The sequence below is a fragment of the Catellatospora sp. TT07R-123 genome, from assembly GCF_018327705.1.
Lineage (GTDB): Bacteria > Actinomycetota > Actinomycetes > Mycobacteriales > Micromonosporaceae > Catellatospora.
Window position 1 is genome coordinate 1,469,655 of record NZ_BNEM01000001.1, and the last position, 17,352, is coordinate 1,487,006.

Below are 17,352 nucleotides of genomic sequence, written 5' to 3' on the forward strand. Positions count from 1 at the left end.
GGAGTAGCCGCGGGCGAACTCGCGCTGCTCGTGGGGGTGGCGGGAGTCGGTCCTCGCCAGGTCCAGCCCGCGCGCGGCGGCCAGGGCCCGCACGCGTTCGATCTCGGCGTGCAGCCGGTCGATCAGCTCGTCGCGCAGCGCCCCGACGCTGTCGGCGTCCTGGCGGGCGGCGGCCGCCTGCCGTTCCTCGTCGAACGAGGCGCGCAGCAGGTTGCTGCGCAGGTCGGGCAGGCACCACCACAGGTCGCCGCCCTCGGCGAGGGCGACCGCGGTCTCGAAGCCCATCCGGGCACGGGCGTAGCTGCCCAGCCGGTACCGGATCTTCCCGGCACCGTCGTGCCAGCGCGCCGCGGCGTAGCGGTCGAACCCGCGCCCCGGGTCGGCCGCAAGCCCCGCGACCAGCAGCTCGGCATCGGCGCTGGACGCGTCGACGAACCGCAGCCCCTCGATGAGGTCGTAGCCGATGTCGCAGCGGACGATCTCGCACCAGTGCGCCCCCACGCGGCAGGCGCGGGCGTGCCCGTCCGCGCCGGGCACCGGGTCGAACGCACCGAGCATGCGCAGGATGCCCACGGCGTACCGCTGGCGCAGCGGGACGTCGAAGTCCGCGTCGTACCGGCGGATCAGCTCCTCGATCGTGAACTGCTCGGCGAACTGCTTGATGCGATCGCTGTACACGGCACCACCTCGACACGTACGCCGGACCGACCGACACGACACTATGGACGCGGCCCGCTAACGTCACCACCCGAACGGGCTGCCCTGCCATCCTCGCGCAGCCGATCAGGACCACGACGAACGGAGTCCCCATTGGACGACGAGGCGAGAGTCGCGCGCTACCGGAAATTGCGTGAGGAGCGACCCGAGCTGTTCACCAACCCGCCCGGCGCCCCGTTCCCGATCCTCTCCGAGCCGGACGAGGTGGCCGCGGCCGAGGCGCAGTTCGGGCAGCAGCTGGAGGCGCACGGGATGCCCGCGGCGTGGGCGCTGCACGGGGTGGTCTACGAGGACCCGTTCCAGATCATCCTGCGCGATCCGGTGCGCACCCCGTCGGGCCACCTCGGCACGTACGTACGGCGCGTCGCGCGCAACACCGACGGCGTCGTCGTCCTGCCCCGCCACGGCGACCACGTGATCCTGGTCCGGCACTTCCGGCACAGCACCCGGCAGTGGCACCTGGAGCTGCCGCGCGGGTTCGGCGAGAAGGACCAGACGCCGGAGCAGAACGCCGAGCGGGAGCTGCGCGAGGAACTCGGCGCGGCCGCCGTGCGCACGCACGCGCTGGGCGTGGTGCAGCCCGACACCGGCCTGACCTCGGACACGGTGCACCTGTTCTATGTCGAGATCGACCTCTACGACGCCGCGGGCGAGGCGGCCGAGGGCATCACCGGCACCGTCCGGGTCACCCCGGCCGAGCTGGCCGAGCTGATCCGGTCGGGCGAGCTCAACGACGGCTTCACCATCGCGGCGTGGAGCCGCGCCGTGCTGTCCGGGCTGCTACCGGTCGGATGAGCAGGAGCCGGGCGCGGCGGGGTGCCGCGCCCGGCTCTCATGCTGCCGGAAGGTGCCGTACGGTCAGGCTCCGCCGTCAGACCGGAAGGGTCCAGTTCTGCGGGCTCTGGCCGTTGCAGTCCCAGATCTGCACCTGGGTGCCCGGGGTGGTGGACCCGGCGGGGTCGTCCAGGCACCGGTTGGACTGCGGGTTGTAGTAGGAGCCGTCGGCCCGGTGGATGAACACCTGGGCCCCGGTGTTGTTGCAGTCCCACAGCTGGATCTTCGTGCCGTTGGCGGTGCCGCCGCCGGAGATGTCGGCGCACTTGCCCAGGACGTGCAGCGTGGTGCCCGCCTCGACGTAGGTCCACTGCTGGGCGGTGGTGCCGTTGCAGGTGTAGATCTGGATCGGCGTGCCGTTGGCGGTGCCCGAGGAGCGGACGTCCAGGCACAGGCCGTTGGCGTTCTTGACGGCCTTGCCGCCGCCACCACCGCCACCGCCGCCACCGGCGGTGTACGCCGCGACGTAGTCCACGATCATCGGCACGCCCGACACGGTCGAGCCGGTGGGGCCGCCGCCGAACGCGCCCGGGAACGAGCCGCCGATCGCCACGTTCAGGATCATGAAGAAGCCGTGGTGGGTGGCGTTGTTCCAGGTGGTCGCGTCGACCTGGTTGGCGTTGACGGTGAAGAAGTTGTTGCCGTCCAGGTACCACCGGATCTGCTCCGGCGAGGTGCTGCGGTCCAGCTCCATCGCGTACGTGTGGAAGCCGGTCTGGCAGCCGCCGCAGGCGCGCTCGCCGCTGCCCAGGCCGGTGTACTCGTTGCACGGGCCGCCGGGGGCCACACCGCAGTGCAGGGTGGCGAACTCGGAGCTGCGGCCGTTGATGTCCTCCATCAGGTCGATCTCGCCGATGCCGGGCCAGCCGCTGGCGCCGGTGCCGCGCGCGGCGGCGCCCAGCGTCCAGAACGCGGGCCAGTACCCGGCGGCGGCCGCGCCGCTGACGTTGGGCTGCTGGAGGCGGCCCTCCAGGCGCAGCTTGCCGCCCGCGGGGGCGGCGAAGTCGGTGCGCTGGGTCTCGACCCGGCCGCTGGTCCAGTTGCCGGCCCCGTCGCGGATCGGCTTGATGACCAGGTTGCCGCTGCCGTCGAGGTAGACGTTCTGGGTGCTGTTGGTCATGTTCTCGATCTCGCCGGTGCCCCAGTTGGCGGCGCCGCCGGGGTAGCCGTGGCCGAGGTCGTACAGCCAGTTGCCGGTGTTGAGGCCGGAGCCGGCGGCACCGTTGAAGTCCTCGCCGTACACCTGGGTCCAGCCGGCCGGGACGGCGGGCAGGCCCGCGTGGGCGTCCGGCGGCGCGGCGACGACGGCGCCGCCGACAGCGACCGCGAACGAGATCGCGGCCACGCGCAGCCGGCGCCAGCCGGTGCGGGAAACGGTCATGGGGTTGCCCTTCTAGTGGGGACGGAGCGGGCAGGCGGTCCGCCCCCGGCGGGCAGCCGGGAGACGACCGGAGAGGGAGCGCTCTCCGGTGGATGGTCCACTTCTGCAAACAACCTTGTCAATATGGACAGCCCGAGTTTGGCAGCCGACCGCCAACTCCGAACTTTCCGGCGTATCACCCAGCCCACTCTGATATGTGCTGCTCATATGGGCCACGCCAGTGCCCGATAAGGCCTTTCGGCGCGCGTCGACACCCCGCCGACTGGCCGATCCGGACTCCGTACCGCTGACCACGAGGTTTCCGCTCTGTTTCACGGCCAGATGCAGGAGAGCGCTCTCTGACCACCGGACCGCCCGCCGGATGCTTGACTGGCATCGGCGAAAATCGTTATTGTCCGATCGTCATAATCGATGATGGTCGCTGGTCCGGCACGCGCGCCGGATCGCAGCTCGGCTCCGCTCGGTCGACTGGTCGGCGTCCTTCGAACTGCTTCTCGGAGGTGTCCCCCATGTCAGGCAAAGCCGGCATGTTCCCGATCCCGCGCCGAAGGCATCTGGCCGCCGTGGCAGCGGCCGCCCTCGCCGCGTCCCTGCTGTCGGCCTCCCCCGGCCCCGCGTACGCCGCGGGCCTGCCGATCGTGGCCGACTACGAGGGCGACCTGCCCATCACCACGTCCAGCCCCGGCATCTTCCCGTTCGGCAACGACGCGGCCAGCACCCCGCAGCTGTCCCAGGCCGCCGCGGGCGACCGGCCCGGCGCCGGGATGGACAACCACGCGCTCAAGGTCGTCTACACCACCACCGCGTACGGCGGCCACTCGCACAACCTGCCCGCCTCGCAGGACTGGACCGCCTACGGCGGGTTCAGCTTCTGGGCCAAGGGCAGCGGCTCCGGCCGCCAGATCCAGGTCGAGGTCAAGGACGGCGGCCCCGACGGCGAGCACTCCGAGCTGTGGGAGTCGCACTTCGCCGACACCGCCGACTGGCAGCAGGTGAAGATCCCGTTCGGCAGCTTCACCAAGCGCACCGACTACCAGCCCGGCGGCGCCCCCACCGACGGCACGCTGACCCTGACGAACATGTGGGGCTACGCGGTCAACCTGGGCAGCAACGTCACCGGCGAACTGCTCATCGACGACATCTCGCTGTACGGCAGCGCCCAGCCCCGGGTCGGGCTGGCGCAGGACGCGTACACCACCGACGCGGGCGGCTCGGTCGACGTGTCCGTGACCGCCACCCAGCCCGGCGACGGGCCGCTGAGCAACGCGATCACCGTCCACTACGCCACCGGCGGCGGCACCGCCGTGGACGGCACCGACTTCCACGCCGCCACCGGCACGCTGACCTTCCCAGCCGGGACCGCCTCCGGCACGGTGCAGCACATCAGCGTGGCGACCGTCGGCGGCACGCCCGCCTCGGTCGGCAAGACCATCCCGGTGAAGCTGACCGCCGAGGGCGCCACGCTCGGCGCCGACACCGCCACCGTGGTCGTCAACGCGCACGGACTGCCGTACCTGGACGCGAGCCTGCCGGTCGCGCAGCGCGTGGCCGACCTGCTGTCGCGGATGAGCCTGGCCGAGAAGGTCGGGCAGATGACCCAGGCCGAGCGGGGCGCGGTGGGCAACGGCACCCCGATCATCACGTACCGGCTGGGGTCGCTGCTGTCGGGCGGCGGCTCGGTGCCGAACCCGAACACGCCCGCCGCCTGGGCCGACATGATCGACAACTTCCAGCTGCACGCCCGCGCCACCCCGCTCCAGATCCCCCTGCTCTACGGCATCGACGCGGTGCACGGCGACAACAACCTCGACGGCGCCACCGTCTTCCCGCACAACATCGGCATGGGCGCCACCCGCGACCCCGACCTGGTCAAGCGCGACGGCGAGATCACCGCGCGGGAGACCCGGGCCACCGGCATCCCGTGGACGTTCTCGCCCTGCCTGTGCGTGACCCGCGACGAGCGCTGGGGCCGGTCGTACGAGTCGTTCGGCGAGGACCCGGCGCTGGTGCAGCTGCTGGAGACCATCATCGACGGCCTCCAGCACGACGGGAACCTCGCCGACCGCGGCGCCGTGCTGGCCACCGCCAAGCACTACCTGGGCGACGGCGGCACCCGCTACGGCTCCTCCACCAACGGGTCGTACACCACCGACCAGGGCGTCACCTACGGCACCCGCGACCAGATCGAGGCGATCCACCTCGCCCCGTTCAAGACCGCGGTGCGCAAGGGCGTCGCCACGGTCATGCCGTCCTACTCCAGCCTGCAGATCCTCGGTGAGGACAGCGCGCCGGTGAAGATGCACGGCCGCGCCGACCAGCTCACCGGGGTGCTCAAGCAGCAGCTCGGCTTCAAGGGCTTCGTGATCAGCGACTGGTCCGGCATCGACCAGCTCGGCCCGGACTACAAGAACGACGTCAAGGTCAGCGTCAACGCCGGCATCGACATGGTGATGGTGCCGTTCAACGTGCAGGGCTTCACCACCGCGCTGACCGAGCTCGCCACCAGCGGCGACGTCACCGCGGCCCGCATCGACGACGCGGTGACCCGGATCCTGGCCCAGAAGTTCGCGCTCGGCCTGTTCGAGCACCCGTACGCCGACCGCACCGACCTGGCCGCGATCGGCAGCGCCGCCAACCGGCAGGTGGCCCGCCAGGCCGCGGCCAAGTCGCAGGTGCTGCTCAAGAACGACCACGTGCTGCCCCTGGCCAAGAACGCCAAGGTCTACGTGGCCGGGTCCAACGCCGACGACCTGGGCAACCAGACCGGCGGCTGGACGCTGAGCTGGCAGGGCGGCTCCGGCGACCAGCGCACCGGCACCAGCATCCTCGACGGCATGCGGCAGGTCGCCCCGGGCGCGACCATCACGTACAGCAAGGACGCCTCGGCCTCCATGGCCGGGTCCAGCGTCGGCGTGGTCGTGGTCGGCGAGACCCCGTACGCCGAAGGCATCGGCGACGTCGGCAACGGGCACACCCTCCAGCTGTCCACGGCCGACCGGGCCGCGGTCGACAAGGTGTGCGGCGCGCTGCGCTGCGTCGTGCTGACCGTCTCCGGGCGGCCGCTCGACCTCACCGGCGTGGTGCCGCGCGCGAGCGGCGTGGTCGCGTCGTGGCTGCCCGGCAGCGAGGGCGCGGGCGTGGCCGACGTCCTCTTCGGCGACAAGCCGTTCACCGGGCGACTGCCGGTCAGCTGGTTCCTCAGCGAGAGCCAGCTCCCGCTGAACCTCGGCGACCGGTACTACGACCCGCTGTTCGCGTACGGCTGGGGTCTGCGTACCGACAGCGGCCGGGCGCGGCTCCAGTCGCTGCGTGCCGCGCTGGCCGCTCTCGGCGACGACCGCGACGCCGCGGCGGCGGTCCGCTCGCTGGACCGGGCACTGGTGCCCGGCAACTGGCGGGCCGACGGCAGCGCCCGCAACGGCGGGCAGGTGCTGAGCGCGTTGCAGGACGCGGCCCGCTCGCTCCAGCGGTCGGCGCGCGACGGGTTCGGCTACGACGAACCGCTGGTCTCGGTCGCCCGTGACATCGTGCAGGCCGCGGTGGTCGACGCGGGTCCGGCCGGGATGCCGCTGACCGCCTCGCTGACCGCCGACGCGGAACACCAGCTCCTGCTGGGCAACCCGTCGACGGCGGTGGGCCTGCTGACCCAGGCATACCACCGGGTCGACTGACCCAAAACCGCCCCCACCGAACGCGCCCCGGCCCCGCCCGGGGCGCGTTCGCCCGTTCCACCGCCGAGACGCCGCTGCCGCAGGCAGGCGGCGGGCGAAGATCGCTGTTTCCGGTCGGCATGTAGCCCTGGAGTGCACGGATTGACCGCAGACGCCGATCTTCGCGCAGAGATCAGCGCCTCCGGTCGATAGGCGCGGAGCTCCGGTCCGCTAGCGGAGCGGGTGGATGAACACGGCGTACTCGCGGTAGTACGCACCGGGCCGTCCGGGCTTGGAACCGACCCTCGGCCAGGACCACGGTGCGCTCGCCGCCGAGTTCATCGGTGAACCCCGGCTCGGGATCGGGGGTGAGACCGGCGAACCAGTCGCGGTCCTGTCGCAGGCTGTACCCGAAGACGAACCCGACCAGCTCGGCCTCCACTCGCGCCGTGACCAGCTCGTAGTTGCGCGCGCTCAGCGCGCTGGTCGCACGGTCGCGAAACGCGCTGCTCTTGACGGTCGTGTCTTCCTCAGACACCTCGCCGTACGCGTCGGCGTAGACCTCACACAACTGATCCATCACGCCAGCAGCAGCATCCGCGCCAAGGCGGGTGTACGTCACGTCGGTCATGCCCACGAACCTATGCGCGTAGGGCGGCCGATCCCTCCCCGTACCGCTGGGAAATACGTTCGGCCGCGTCATACTCGACGTCGTGGCCTGATCATTCGGCGGGTATCCGTACCGACCGGGCCATCGGGTCGCGGGTTGCCGATCAGCTCAGGAACGTGACCGTCTCCGATAGCGGGGCACGGCGGCATTGGCGCGCTTCGCCGTCGTCAGTCGGGGAGCATCGGCATGGTCAGGCCGGGGTCTCGGCCAAGCAGGGTGCCGCGCTGGACGGCAGCCGTGCCGAAGCGTTCGCGGACCGCGTCGACGGCCGTGTCGAGGGCGTCGCGGTGCACCTGGGCGAGCGGCAGTTCCAGCTGGACGTGGCCGTCGCGGTCGAGGTTGCCGACCGATACGCCGATGAGGGTCAGTCCGCGCTCGGCGATCAGCGGCGTCGCGGTGGCCAGCAGGGCGCGCACCGCGCCGAGGACCGCCTCGGTCTGGTCGGTCGCCTTGGCCAGGGTGAACGAGCGGGTGGCGCGGGTGTAGTCGGCGAAGCGCAGCCGCAGCACGACCGTACGGCCGGGGCACTCCGCCCGGCGCATCCGGCGGGTGACCCGCTCGACCAGCCCGGCCAGGGTCGCGTCCAGGAACTCCGCGCCGTGCGGCCCGCGGCCCAGGGCCCGCTGGGCGCCCATCGAGCCCCGCCGGCGGCCCGTGACGACCGGGCGCGGGTCGTGGTTGTGGGCCAGGGCGTGCAGGTGGCGGCCGGACCCCTGCCCGAGCATGGACACCAGGGCCGCCTCGCCCAGCCGGGCGACCTGCCCGACCTTGCGGATGCCGCGCTGGTGCAGCTTCGCGGCGGTGACCTGCCCGACGCCCCACAGCACCTCGACCGGCAGCCGGTGCAGGAAGGCCAGTTCGTCGTCGGGCGCCACGACCAGCAGCCCGTCCGGTTTGGCGACCCGGCTGGCGACCTTGGCCAGGAACTTGGTCCGGGCGACGCCGACGGTGATCGGCAGGCCGACCCGTTCCAGCACCTCGCGGCGCAGCCTGGCGGCGATCTCGACCGGGCTGCCGCTGATGCGGTGCAGGCCGCCGACGTCGAGGAACGCCTCGTCGATGGAGAGCGGTTCGACGATCGGCGTGGTGTCGTCGAAGACCTCGAACACGTCCCGGCTGGCCTGGGTGTACGCCGCCATCCGCGGCTCGACCACGATCGCCCGCGGGCACAGGGCGAGCGCGGCGCGGCCGCCCATCGCGGTGCGCACGCCGCAGGCCTTCGCCTCGTAGCTGGCGGCCAGCACCACGCCGCCGCCGACGATCACCGGCCGTCCGCGCAGCCGCGGATCGTCGCGCTGCTCCACGGACGCGTAGAACGAGTCGAGATCCGCGTGCAGGATCGACGCCACGCTCCGCATACGCTGCATACTAGTACACATGTTCGAAAGGCTGTCAACGGCTCGCAGCCCACGCCGTCCAGCGGTCCACGGCCACGGCGAGCACCGGGCCTGGCGGCGGTTCGTCGAGATACTGCGGATAGCGGGCGGTCAGCAGCCGCAGCGCGTGTGCGGCCTCCGGATCGGGCAGCGGCAGCACCCGGGCCGCCCCGTCGGCGCGCACCCACCACAGCCGCGACCAGTCCTCCTCGTAGTGGTCGGCCAGCACCGCGACCCGGGGCCGGGCGGCGACGTCGGCCAGCCGCCGCAGCGCGGTGGTGCGCTTGGGCTTGCGGTCCACGGCGCTGTAGATCGTGTCGCCGTCGAGCGCGAACACGATCGGGACCAGGCGCGGCGCGCCCGACTCGGCGACGGTGGCCAGCCGGGCCACGCGTACCGTCGCGAATCGCTGCGCGGGGGTCACCCGACCGTGAACTCCCCGATCGCGCTCTCCCACTTGTCCAGCGCCCGCTCGACCGGGCCGCGCGGGCCCGACGGCAGCCAGGCCATCGCCCGGTGCACCCCGGCGCGGGCCAGTTTCTCCAGCACCGCCGGGTCGGGCGGCACCGACAGGAACTGCACCTGCACCGGCCGCTGCGCCCGCGCCCGCAGCTCGTCGACGCGCGCGAACACGCCCGGGTCCTCGCCGTAGTTGGGCAGCCAGCCGTCGCCGAAGGACAGCACCCGCTCCAGCACGGTCGGGCCGGTGCCGCCGACCAGGACCGGCGGGTGCGGCCACTGGGCCGGCTTCGGGTACGACCAGATCCGGTCGAACGACACGTGCTGTCCCTGGTAGCTGGCCTCGTGATCGGCCCAGATCGCCTTCATCGCCTCGACCCGCTCGCGCAGCACCGCCATGCGCACCTTCGGGTCGGTGCCGTGGTTGCGCATCTCCTCGCGGTTCCACCCCGCGCCCACGCCGAACTCGAAGCGCCCGCCGGACAGGTGGTCGACGCTGGCAACCGCCTTGGCGGTGTGGATCGGATCGCGCTGGATCACCAGGCAGATGCCGCTGCCCACGCGCAGCCGCGAGGTGGCCTCGGCGGCGGCGGTCAGTGCCACGAACAGGTCGTAGCAGTGCCAGTACTTCGGCGGCATCTCGCCGAACGGGTACGGCGACTCGCGGCTGGCCGGGATGTGGCTGTGCTCGGCGAAGAACAGGGCGTCCTGGCCGCGTTCCTCGACGAGCCGGGCCACCTCGCCCGGCCGCATCCCGTCGTGCGTGGGAAAGTAGCCGACCCCGAACTCCATCGCCGCCTCCTCGGTGCCCAGCTTATGGGCGCTACACCCCGATACCGGCGCAAACGCCTAAGCCGGTGCGTCCGGCGGCCCGCACACCCGGTCGCGGCCGTCCCGCTTGGCCCGGTACAGCGCCTCGTCGGCGCGCTGGAGCAGCGCCGCGCTGGTCTGCCCGTGCACCGGGCAGCTGACCACCCCGATGCTCACCGTGATCGACAGCTCCAGCTCCTCGTACCGGATCGGTGTACGCGCCACCGCCGCCCGCAGCCGCTCCGCGACCTCGAACGCCCGCTCACTGCCGGTGTGCAGCAGCACCCCGAACTCCTCGCCGCCCAGCCGCGCCGCCACGTCGTCGGCGCGCAGCTGCTGCTGGATCGCCGCCGCCACCTGGCTCAGGGCCGCGTCCCCGGCCAGGTGCCCGTACCGGTCGTTGATGGACTTGAACTCGTCCAGGTCCAGCATCAGCACCGACAGCGCGCTGCCCAGCGCGCGGGCCTTGTCCAGCTCGGTCTCCAGCTGTGCGTGGAACGAGCGCCGGTTGCGCAGCCCGGTCAGCGGGTCGCTGGTGGCCAGGTCGGTCAGCATCGCCTTCTGCTCGCTGATCCGCTCGGCCATCGTGTTGAACGCCGCCGCCAGCCGTCCGAGCTCCCCACGCGAGCCCACCGCCACCCGTACGTCGTCGTGCCCCGCCGCCAGCAGGTCCGCGGCCCGGGTCAGCCGGCGCACGTCACGGACGATGCCGTACGCCAGCAGGTATCCCAGCACCAGCGCCGCCGTCATGCCCAGCATGCTCGCCGCCGCCATCGCCCGGGTGATGTGGACCCCGGCACCGGTCAGCTCCCGATAGGTGGACGTGTACTCCAGCAGCACCGCCCCGACGATCGCGTTCTTCGTGCCGCGGACCGGGACCGCGACCACCTCGATGCCGTGCGGGTAGTCGTCTCCCCGCTCGGTGAACGCCCGCGGCACGCCGTCGCGCATCGTCGCGGCGACCTGCCCCAGCGGATCGTCGCGCAGCAGCTGTCCCTGGCGGCCGGGCACCGCGTCGGCGAGGATGCGCAGGTCGCGGTCGACCACCTCGACGTCGCGGCCCAGATCCTGGTGCAGGTCGCCGATGTACTGCTGCAACTCGTCGAGCCGCTGGTACATCCGGGGCTGGCCGGGGCCGAGCGGGCGGACGATGTTGTGCGCGATGTGCCGCGCCACCCGCTCCCCCTCGGCCTGCGCGGCGCGCGCGCCGGCCGAGTGCTGCTCGCGTACGGCCACGAGCCCCACCAGCGGCAGCAGCAGCGACACGGCCAGGAACGCGAAGATGAGCCGCGGCCCGAGCCGGGCGAACCGGTCGAGCAGCGGCCCGCCGTCACGCCACCACGCCGCGAGTGCCGCCAGCCACCGCCGCACCGCGCTCATGTACGGCCGCCGTCGGCGCGACCCGCGGCCGGTGCTGGCTGGTCAGCGCCCCACACCCGCCCATCGTAGCCACGCGGGCAGCGGCGAATCGGGGCCAACCGGATACCGATGCACGTACCGCACGATGATCGCGATAGCCTACGCGGGTGACCGCGGAACTGTGGGTGCTCAACAACGGCTACGTCGGCGACCGGGTGGCCAGCTCGGTCGTGCTGCTGCGCGACGGCGGCACCCTGGCCGTGGTCGACCCGGGCATGGTCGCCGACCGGCAGCAGATCCTGGCGCCGATGCGGGCCCTGGGCATCGACCCCGGCGACGTCACCGACGTCGTGTTCAGCCACCACCACCCCGACCACACCATCAACGCGGCGCTGTTCCTCAACGCCCGCTACCACGACCACTGGGCCTACTACCTCGACGACCAGTGGGTCAGCCGCGACGCCGAGGGGTTCGCGCTCACCGACTCGATCCGGCTGATCCGCACCCCGGGCCACACCGCCGAGGACATCACCACGCTGGTCGACACCGCCGACGGCCTGGTCGCGCTCACCCACGTGTGGTGGCACTCCGGCGGCCCGGTGCACGACCCGCGCGCCACCGACGCCGACGCGCTGACCGCGTCACGGGCGCGGGTGCTCGCGCTGCGGCCGTCGCTGATCGTGCCCGGCCACGGGTCCCCGTTCGTGCCGGACGAGAACACGCCGCGCTGACGTCACCCGTTGCGCGTACCGCGTTCAGCGTGCTTTCAGCCTGGCCTGCCTACCATCGCCCCATCATGCGCAGACACGTTTTCGCCGCGCTGGCCGCGCTGCTGCTGGGCCTGACCGGCTGCGGCCCGGACGGCACACCGACGGGGCCGCCCGGCTGGGCCGCCGATCCGGTGCTGGTCGGCGCGGGCGACATCGCCACCTCGGGCAAGGGCGACAGCGCCACCGCGGCGCTGCTCGACGGCATCGGCGGGACCGTGTTCACCCTCGGTGACAACGCGTACGACAGCGGCACCGCCAAGCAGTTCGCGTCGCTGTACGGCCCGACCTGGGGCCGGCACAAGACCCGCACCCGGCCCACCCCGGGCAACCACGACTACCGCACCCCCGGCGCGAGCGCCTACTACGACTACTTCGGTGCCGCCGCCGGGCCGCCCGGACTCGGCTACTACTCCTACGACCTGGGCACCTGGCACATCGTGTCGCTGAACTCCAACATCGACATGGCAGCCGGGTCGGCGCAGGAGCGGTGGCTGCGCGCCGACCTGGCCGCCAGCGGTCGGCACTGCACGCTGGCGTACTGGCACCATCCGCTGTTCACCTCGGGCGCCAACCACGCCCCGGAGACCTCGACCCTGCCGCTGTTCCAGGCCCTCTACGACAGCGGCGCCGAGGTCGTCCTCGCCGGACACAACCACCAGTACGAACGCTTCGCGCCGATGGACCCGGCCGGGCGGGCCGACCCTGCCCACGGCATCCGCACCTTCGTGGTCGGGACGGGCGGGGGCGGGCTGTACCAGTTCGGGACCATCCAGCCCAACAGCGAGGTGCGCGACAACGCCACGTTCGGCGTCATCGCGTTCACGCTGCACACCGACGGCTACGAGTGGAGGTTCGTGCCGGAGGAGGGGAAGACCTTCACCGACACCGGCACCGCCGCCTGCCACTGACCGGTCCACGCGATCCGCTGATCAACGCGATCCGCTGAACGGGGCCGTCGGCAGGGGCGGCAGCGGGGGCCGTACGGCGTCGCGGTCGGCCTGCTCGATCTGCCAGCGGGTCACCGGCTCGACCAGGTTGACGGCCAGCCGGTAGCCGCCGAACAGGCACACCACCATGACCAGGGCCGCGATCAGGTTGCGGACGAACCAGTTCGGCGCCGGGCGGTCGATGCGGGTCTGGGCCAGGGCCCATGCGGTGGCGCCCGCCCGGGACGTGCCATCGTTGATCACAGCTTTGCCTGCACTTCCCGCGCGGCCAGGACCGCCGCCTCGACCCGCCGCTGCGGCGGGAGATCCAGATTGAGGTAGTCGACCACGATCACGTACGTGGCCAGCCGGGTCGCCACGTACACCGTGCCGTCGCGGCCGGTCCAGTAGCGCGACCCGGGGCCGAGTTCCGGCAACCGGAAGACCCGCGAGTTCAGGAAGCCCCGATCCGCCAGCGCCAGCTCGGACAGGGCCAGCGGACCGTCCCAGCCCTTCCGGCCGGTCGCGGACACGGTCACCCCCAGGGACACCGCCCCAGGGTCCGTCCCGGGTTCTCCTGCCGTGCGGACCAGACACCAGGCACCGCGAAAGGGCCGGTCCGGATCGAGGTCGACCGTGCCCTCCTCGGCCGAGACCCGACCGGGCACCATCAGGTCGAGCAGCTCAGCCCGCAGCAGCGGGCAGACCGGCCCGGGTTCCGGCGGCGGCACCAGCGCCATGTCCACGGCGGGCACGGCGCCGAGCCCGCCCGCCAGCAGGCCCAGGGCCGCGATCACCCATACCGCCCGGCGGTGGCGGCGCCACCAGGTCCCCCGTTGTGCCACGGGCCAGATGCTAGGGCCCGTCCGCCAGTGCCCCTCGCCCTGAACTGATCACCGCCGTGCGACCGGCCTGATCGGATCGGGGCCGAGATCTGCCAGCCGGTATCCGTCCGGATAGGTCCGCGACGGCCGGCCCGGCACGAAGAACGGCTCCGGCACCGGCCGCAGGCGGCGGACCAGGGCGCTGAGCTTGAGCAGCAGGTGCACCGCCGCCCGGATCGCGGGGTTCGGCCGGGGCACGCCGAGCGCCCGGCGCACCGGCTCGTCGAGCAGGGCGTCGCCCGCGGCGGCGGCGAAGCGGCGCAGGGGCTTGGGGAACCGGTTGGCGAGCACGTCGCGGGTCGCGTCGATCAGCCTGGTCGCGGCGTCGTCGTGGGCGAAGTTCGCGCGCTCGTACGCGTCGAACCAGGTCTCGAACTCCGCCCAGGTCGCGGGTAGGTCGCCGATGTTCATCAGCCGCCCGACCGCGCGGTAGAAGTGCCAGGTCGCCGCCCGCTCCTCGGAACGCAGGCGGCGCGGGCCGTAGCGGTCGATCCACCGGGTCGGGATGAAGACGAACGTGCCCAGGACGTAGCGGTACTCGTCGGGGCTGATGTCGTAGACGCGGTGGATGCGGTTGAGCATCGCGATGACGTGGCGGGCGCGCGGGTGGTCGGGGCCGTGGGCGATCAGCTCGTACATCATCAGGCCGGTGTCGTCGGCCCGCTTGCGGGTGCGTTCGGTCAGCTCGCCGGTGTCCAGCAGCAGCCGCGCGATCGCGGGCACCGCGAACGTCCGGTAGAACGCCAGGTTGAGCCCCAGCCGCATGTCCGTACCGAACTCCCGCAGCGCGAGATGCCGGTAGACCGCGTAATGGTCCGTCACCGACGGCTGCGAACGGCCGGTGCCGGCAGGGGTCTCCACACACGAGATCCTCTCCCACCGTCCGATCGCGCGCCGACCGGGCGATGAGGTTTGTGCAGTTTCGGGGAAAGTGCACGAATCCGAGCCAAGATTCCAGCACTTTCCCCGAAACTGCACGAACGCCGCGGCGCCCTAGCGCGACGTGGGGCGGGGGTGGGCGGCGAAGAAGGTCCAGATGGCGGCGGTGGCGTCGAGGGCGGTCGACGGCGGGTCGAGGCCGAGGGCGCGTTCCAGGACGGGTTTGGGGACCGAGCCGGGCCACTGGTGGCCGGCCCCGGCGACGACGATCAGCTCGACCGCGCGGCCGTCGGGGCAGGACGACAGCGCCGTGGTCACCCCGCCCGCCGTGGTGACGGCTGGGGCGGCGCAGCCGTCGACCGCGCGCCAGCCGTCGATCACCTCCGGCACGGGCGGCCCGTCGATGGTGGCGAAGCCGTCGCCGGGGCTGCCGTCGAGCGCGATGTTGTGGTCGGCGTCGCCGTGCACGTGGATCACCGACACGGGCGCGGGGTGGTCGCAGCCGCCCAGCCGGGTCGCCGCGACCGGCCCGATCGCGGCGAACAGCGTGGTGTCGCAGGCCAGCCGGTATGCCATCAGCCCGCCGTTGGAGATGCCGGTGGCGTACACCCGCGCCGGATCGACCCGCAGCGTCTCCCCCACCCGCGCCACCATCGCCGCGATGAACGCGACGTCGTCGACGCCCTGCTCACCGGGGCGGCCGCAGCAGCCGCCGCCGACCGCCCACGCCCGGACCAGGCCGTCCGGGTACGCCACCGCGAACCCGCCCTGGTCGGCCTGCTCGTCCCACCGGTACGAGCCGCGCGCCTGCGACCCGGTGCCGAACCCGCCGTGCAGCACCACGACCAGCGGCACCGCCGCGCCCTCCGGCAGGTTCGGCGGCACGTACAGCGTGTATGTGCGTGTCTCTAAAGGACCGCCCAAACTGGGCAGCTCACACGCATGGTCGAGGTAGTTGCGGGCCTCACCTGTCAACGGTTGATGTAAATGTAGCGATCAGATGACACCATGCACGTCATGAGCCCAGACGCTGGCGCGAGCAGTAAGAGGAAGAGCGTGCACAGTGACGACACGGCCGATCAGGTATCTACGCTCGTGCGCAGCTTGCGGCATGTCCGCCAACACGTATCAGCAGCTCTCGCCACCATCGGGCTGATGGCGACAATAAAGAGCGCATTCGACGTAAGTTGGCATAGCTTTCTACTTAACATCGCGGGCTTCTGGGATGACACAGTCCGCCCAGCGGAAAAGTGGATACTCGATCTCCTTATCGTATATCCGCTTGGTTGGATTGGTTTGCATATAAGCTTTCCTGAATTGCTTCGCGATTATATGGCAATCGGGTTAATTTTCATGTCCTCCGGTCTGCGGGTAAACAAAGTCTATGTAACCGATAAATCGGCCCCGATGCCGATTAGGGCGTTGGGACTCTTGCTCGCTTGGCCATTGGTGTTAACGACGACAGTCCTTGCCTTATATTATGATTGGCGGGACTCGAGAGAGAATAGGCCCCGATATTCCAACAAAAACTACAGGCAGATACTAAAACGGGATTTCTGGAATTTCTTCTTATTGATTTCCCCGCTTCTATACGTGAGTGCGCTAGCAGTTCTAAACATATTTCTCAGTTAAACTGGCGTGATGGTCCAGAAGGTTGCCCAGCATTCGGCGCGGGTGCGCGACGATGCGAGCGCGGGCGGACGGGGCGCGGTCCGTGTGCCGGTGGCGGCGCGCGCGGGGGGTCGGGCGCATCGAATGCGTCCTTACGGCCCGCCGAGAGCCAATCTGAGCCAAGATCTCACCTTCTCCAGTGTTTCTAAGGGGACCGGAGATGGTGAGATCTTGGCTCAGAATCAAGCCACGATGATTCAGCATGTCCAATCAGGTAGTCTGGGTGGCCGGAAAGTACCAGGTCTCGGGCCGTTTCCCAATCAAGAGATGCCGGTCGGTTGACGGAAGGCTCAGAATACAATCTGATATGCACAACGTAGGCAATCGTGCTGCGTAGGCGCATGGCGTCGCCAATCGTCATATCTGGATTGGTAGCGTCGAGAAATATTCTGCAACGCCATCCTCCAACGTCGTCGACCTCTTTAACCTGAACGAGGCGCAGACCATTTCGCTCGGCTATTGGCACGAGGATCGCATTCCAGATCTTGTCTGACGCGAACGATGGCGTTGGAACGCTCATAAACAACCAAAGGTCGCCGTTGCACATAATATGAAACCAGACTTCATCGAATACGCGCATTTTCTTAGTGGGCAGCGCGTCCACGATAAAGCTTGCTAGCGCGTCGGCGTCGCCATCGATAATTGTCGCGGTGGTATCGATCGCGGTTTTATGTACTTCGCGCATCGCCGCATGGAGATCGCCAATACGGAGATCGGCGACATCGCTCAGCACCGCTACAAAGTCGCCACCGCCAGAGTCCGATATGAAGTACTCGTCCTCGCCGTTGCGGATCTGGAACCCAAGTTCCTTGCCTGCCCATGCGATCGAATCGGCCACCTGAGCATTGTCTGCGCGATTGAGCAACTTTCAAAGCGTTTCGCGTTGGTCTAGGCTGCAACGACTCCCGAGCCCAGCACAGACCAGTAGATCGCGGTATGGCTCAATCAGCCAGCCACAGCCCGCGC

15 protein-coding genes are annotated in these 17,352 nt (G+C 70.8%); 4 read left to right on the top strand and 11 right to left on the bottom strand.

Features of this window, described 5'->3' with window-relative positions; translation table 11 throughout:
* Positions 1-810 precede the first annotated feature (810 nt).
* Positions 811-1,512 (top strand): NUDIX hydrolase, encoded by a 702-nt coding sequence (locus tag Cs7R123_RS06125; protein WP_212824123.1) that lies wholly within the window; start codon positions 811-813, stop codon positions 1,510-1,512.
* A gap of 76 nt (positions 1,513-1,588) precedes the next feature.
* On the opposite strand, the gene Cs7R123_RS06130 is transcribed toward Cs7R123_RS06125, so the two are convergent.
* Entirely contained in the window at positions 1,589-2,932 is a 1,344-nt protein-coding gene (locus Cs7R123_RS06130) for a glycoside hydrolase family 16 protein (protein WP_244871641.1), read from the bottom strand.
* A gap of 509 nt (positions 2,933-3,441) precedes the next feature.
* Here Cs7R123_RS06130 and Cs7R123_RS06135 point away from each other — a divergent pair.
* Positions 3,442-6,603 (top strand): glycoside hydrolase family 3 N-terminal domain-containing protein, encoded by a 3,162-nt coding sequence (locus tag Cs7R123_RS06135; protein ID WP_212824124.1) that lies wholly within the window; start codon positions 3,442-3,444, stop codon positions 6,601-6,603.
* Positions 6,604-6,775: 172 nt separating this feature from the next.
* Here the strand turns inward: Cs7R123_RS06135 and Cs7R123_RS06140 are convergent, their stop codons facing one another.
* From Cs7R123_RS06140 to Cs7R123_RS06160, 5 genes are all read right to left on the bottom strand, one after another.
* The gene (locus tag Cs7R123_RS06140; RefSeq protein ID WP_244871642.1) at positions 6,776-7,213 is read right to left on the bottom strand and encodes a hypothetical protein; all 438 of its coding nucleotides are present in this window, start codon (positions 7,211-7,213) and stop codon (positions 6,776-6,778) included.
* Between the two features lie 206 nt (positions 7,214-7,419).
* On the bottom strand, positions 7,420-8,610 hold the full coding sequence (gene dinB, locus Cs7R123_RS06145) for a DNA polymerase IV (RefSeq protein ID WP_212824125.1): 1,191 nt from the start codon (positions 8,608-8,610) through the stop codon (positions 7,420-7,422).
* Between the two features lie 34 nt (positions 8,611-8,644).
* Positions 8,645-9,052 carry a TIGR03668 family PPOX class F420-dependent oxidoreductase gene (locus Cs7R123_RS06150; protein WP_212824126.1) on the bottom strand — a complete coding sequence of 136 codons (408 nt, stop codon included), beginning with the start codon at positions 9,050-9,052 and terminating at the stop codon, positions 8,645-8,647.
* Positions 9,049-9,879 (bottom strand): LLM class F420-dependent oxidoreductase, encoded by an 831-nt coding sequence (locus tag Cs7R123_RS06155; RefSeq protein WP_212824127.1) that lies wholly within the window; start codon positions 9,877-9,879, stop codon positions 9,049-9,051. Before Cs7R123_RS06155 ends, Cs7R123_RS06150 begins: the two co-directional genes overlap by 4 nt.
* 57 nt (positions 9,880-9,936) lie before the next feature.
* A complete protein-coding gene (locus Cs7R123_RS06160) occupies positions 9,937-11,277 on the bottom strand; it encodes a GGDEF domain-containing protein (RefSeq protein ID WP_212824128.1) in 1,341 nt (446 codons plus the stop codon).
* 146 nt (positions 11,278-11,423) lie between these two features.
* Here Cs7R123_RS06160 and Cs7R123_RS06165 point away from each other — a divergent pair, with 146 nt between their 5' ends.
* Together Cs7R123_RS06165 and Cs7R123_RS06170 are read left to right on the top strand one after the other, a co-directional pair.
* A complete protein-coding gene (locus Cs7R123_RS06165) occupies positions 11,424-11,987 on the top strand; it encodes an MBL fold metallo-hydrolase (protein ID WP_212824129.1) in 564 nt (187 codons plus the stop codon).
* A 65-nt stretch (positions 11,988-12,052) separates the two neighbouring features.
* Positions 12,053-12,934 carry a metallophosphoesterase gene (locus tag Cs7R123_RS06170; RefSeq protein ID WP_212824131.1) on the top strand — a complete coding sequence of 294 codons (882 nt, stop codon included), beginning with the start codon at positions 12,053-12,055 and terminating at the stop codon, positions 12,932-12,934.
* A 21-nt stretch (positions 12,935-12,955) separates the two neighbouring features.
* Here the strand turns inward: Cs7R123_RS06170 and Cs7R123_RS06175 are convergent, their stop codons facing one another.
* The 5 genes from Cs7R123_RS06175 to Cs7R123_RS06195 form a co-directional block, all read right to left on the bottom strand.
* Positions 12,956-13,216, bottom strand: a complete 261-nt coding sequence (locus Cs7R123_RS06175) for a hypothetical protein (protein WP_212824133.1) — start codon at positions 13,214-13,216, stop codon at positions 12,956-12,958.
* Entirely contained in the window at positions 13,213-13,797 is a 585-nt protein-coding gene (locus Cs7R123_RS06180) for a hypothetical protein (RefSeq protein WP_212824135.1), read from the bottom strand. The genes Cs7R123_RS06175 and Cs7R123_RS06180 overlap by 4 nt, the downstream gene beginning before the upstream one ends.
* Before the next feature lie 48 nt (positions 13,798-13,845).
* Complete coding sequence (locus tag Cs7R123_RS06185) at positions 13,846-14,697, bottom strand: oxygenase MpaB family protein (RefSeq protein ID WP_212824137.1); 852 nt, start codon at positions 14,695-14,697, stop codon at positions 13,846-13,848.
* Positions 14,698-14,829: 132 nt separating this feature from the next.
* Complete coding sequence (locus Cs7R123_RS06190) at positions 14,830-15,690, bottom strand: PHB depolymerase family esterase (RefSeq protein ID WP_308442872.1); 861 nt, start codon at positions 15,688-15,690, stop codon at positions 14,830-14,832.
* An 841-nt stretch (positions 15,691-16,531) separates the two neighbouring features.
* Positions 16,532-17,224 (bottom strand): hypothetical protein, encoded by a 693-nt coding sequence (locus Cs7R123_RS06195; protein ID WP_212824140.1) that lies wholly within the window; start codon positions 17,222-17,224, stop codon positions 16,532-16,534.
* Between the last annotated feature and the right edge of the window lie 128 nt (positions 17,225-17,352).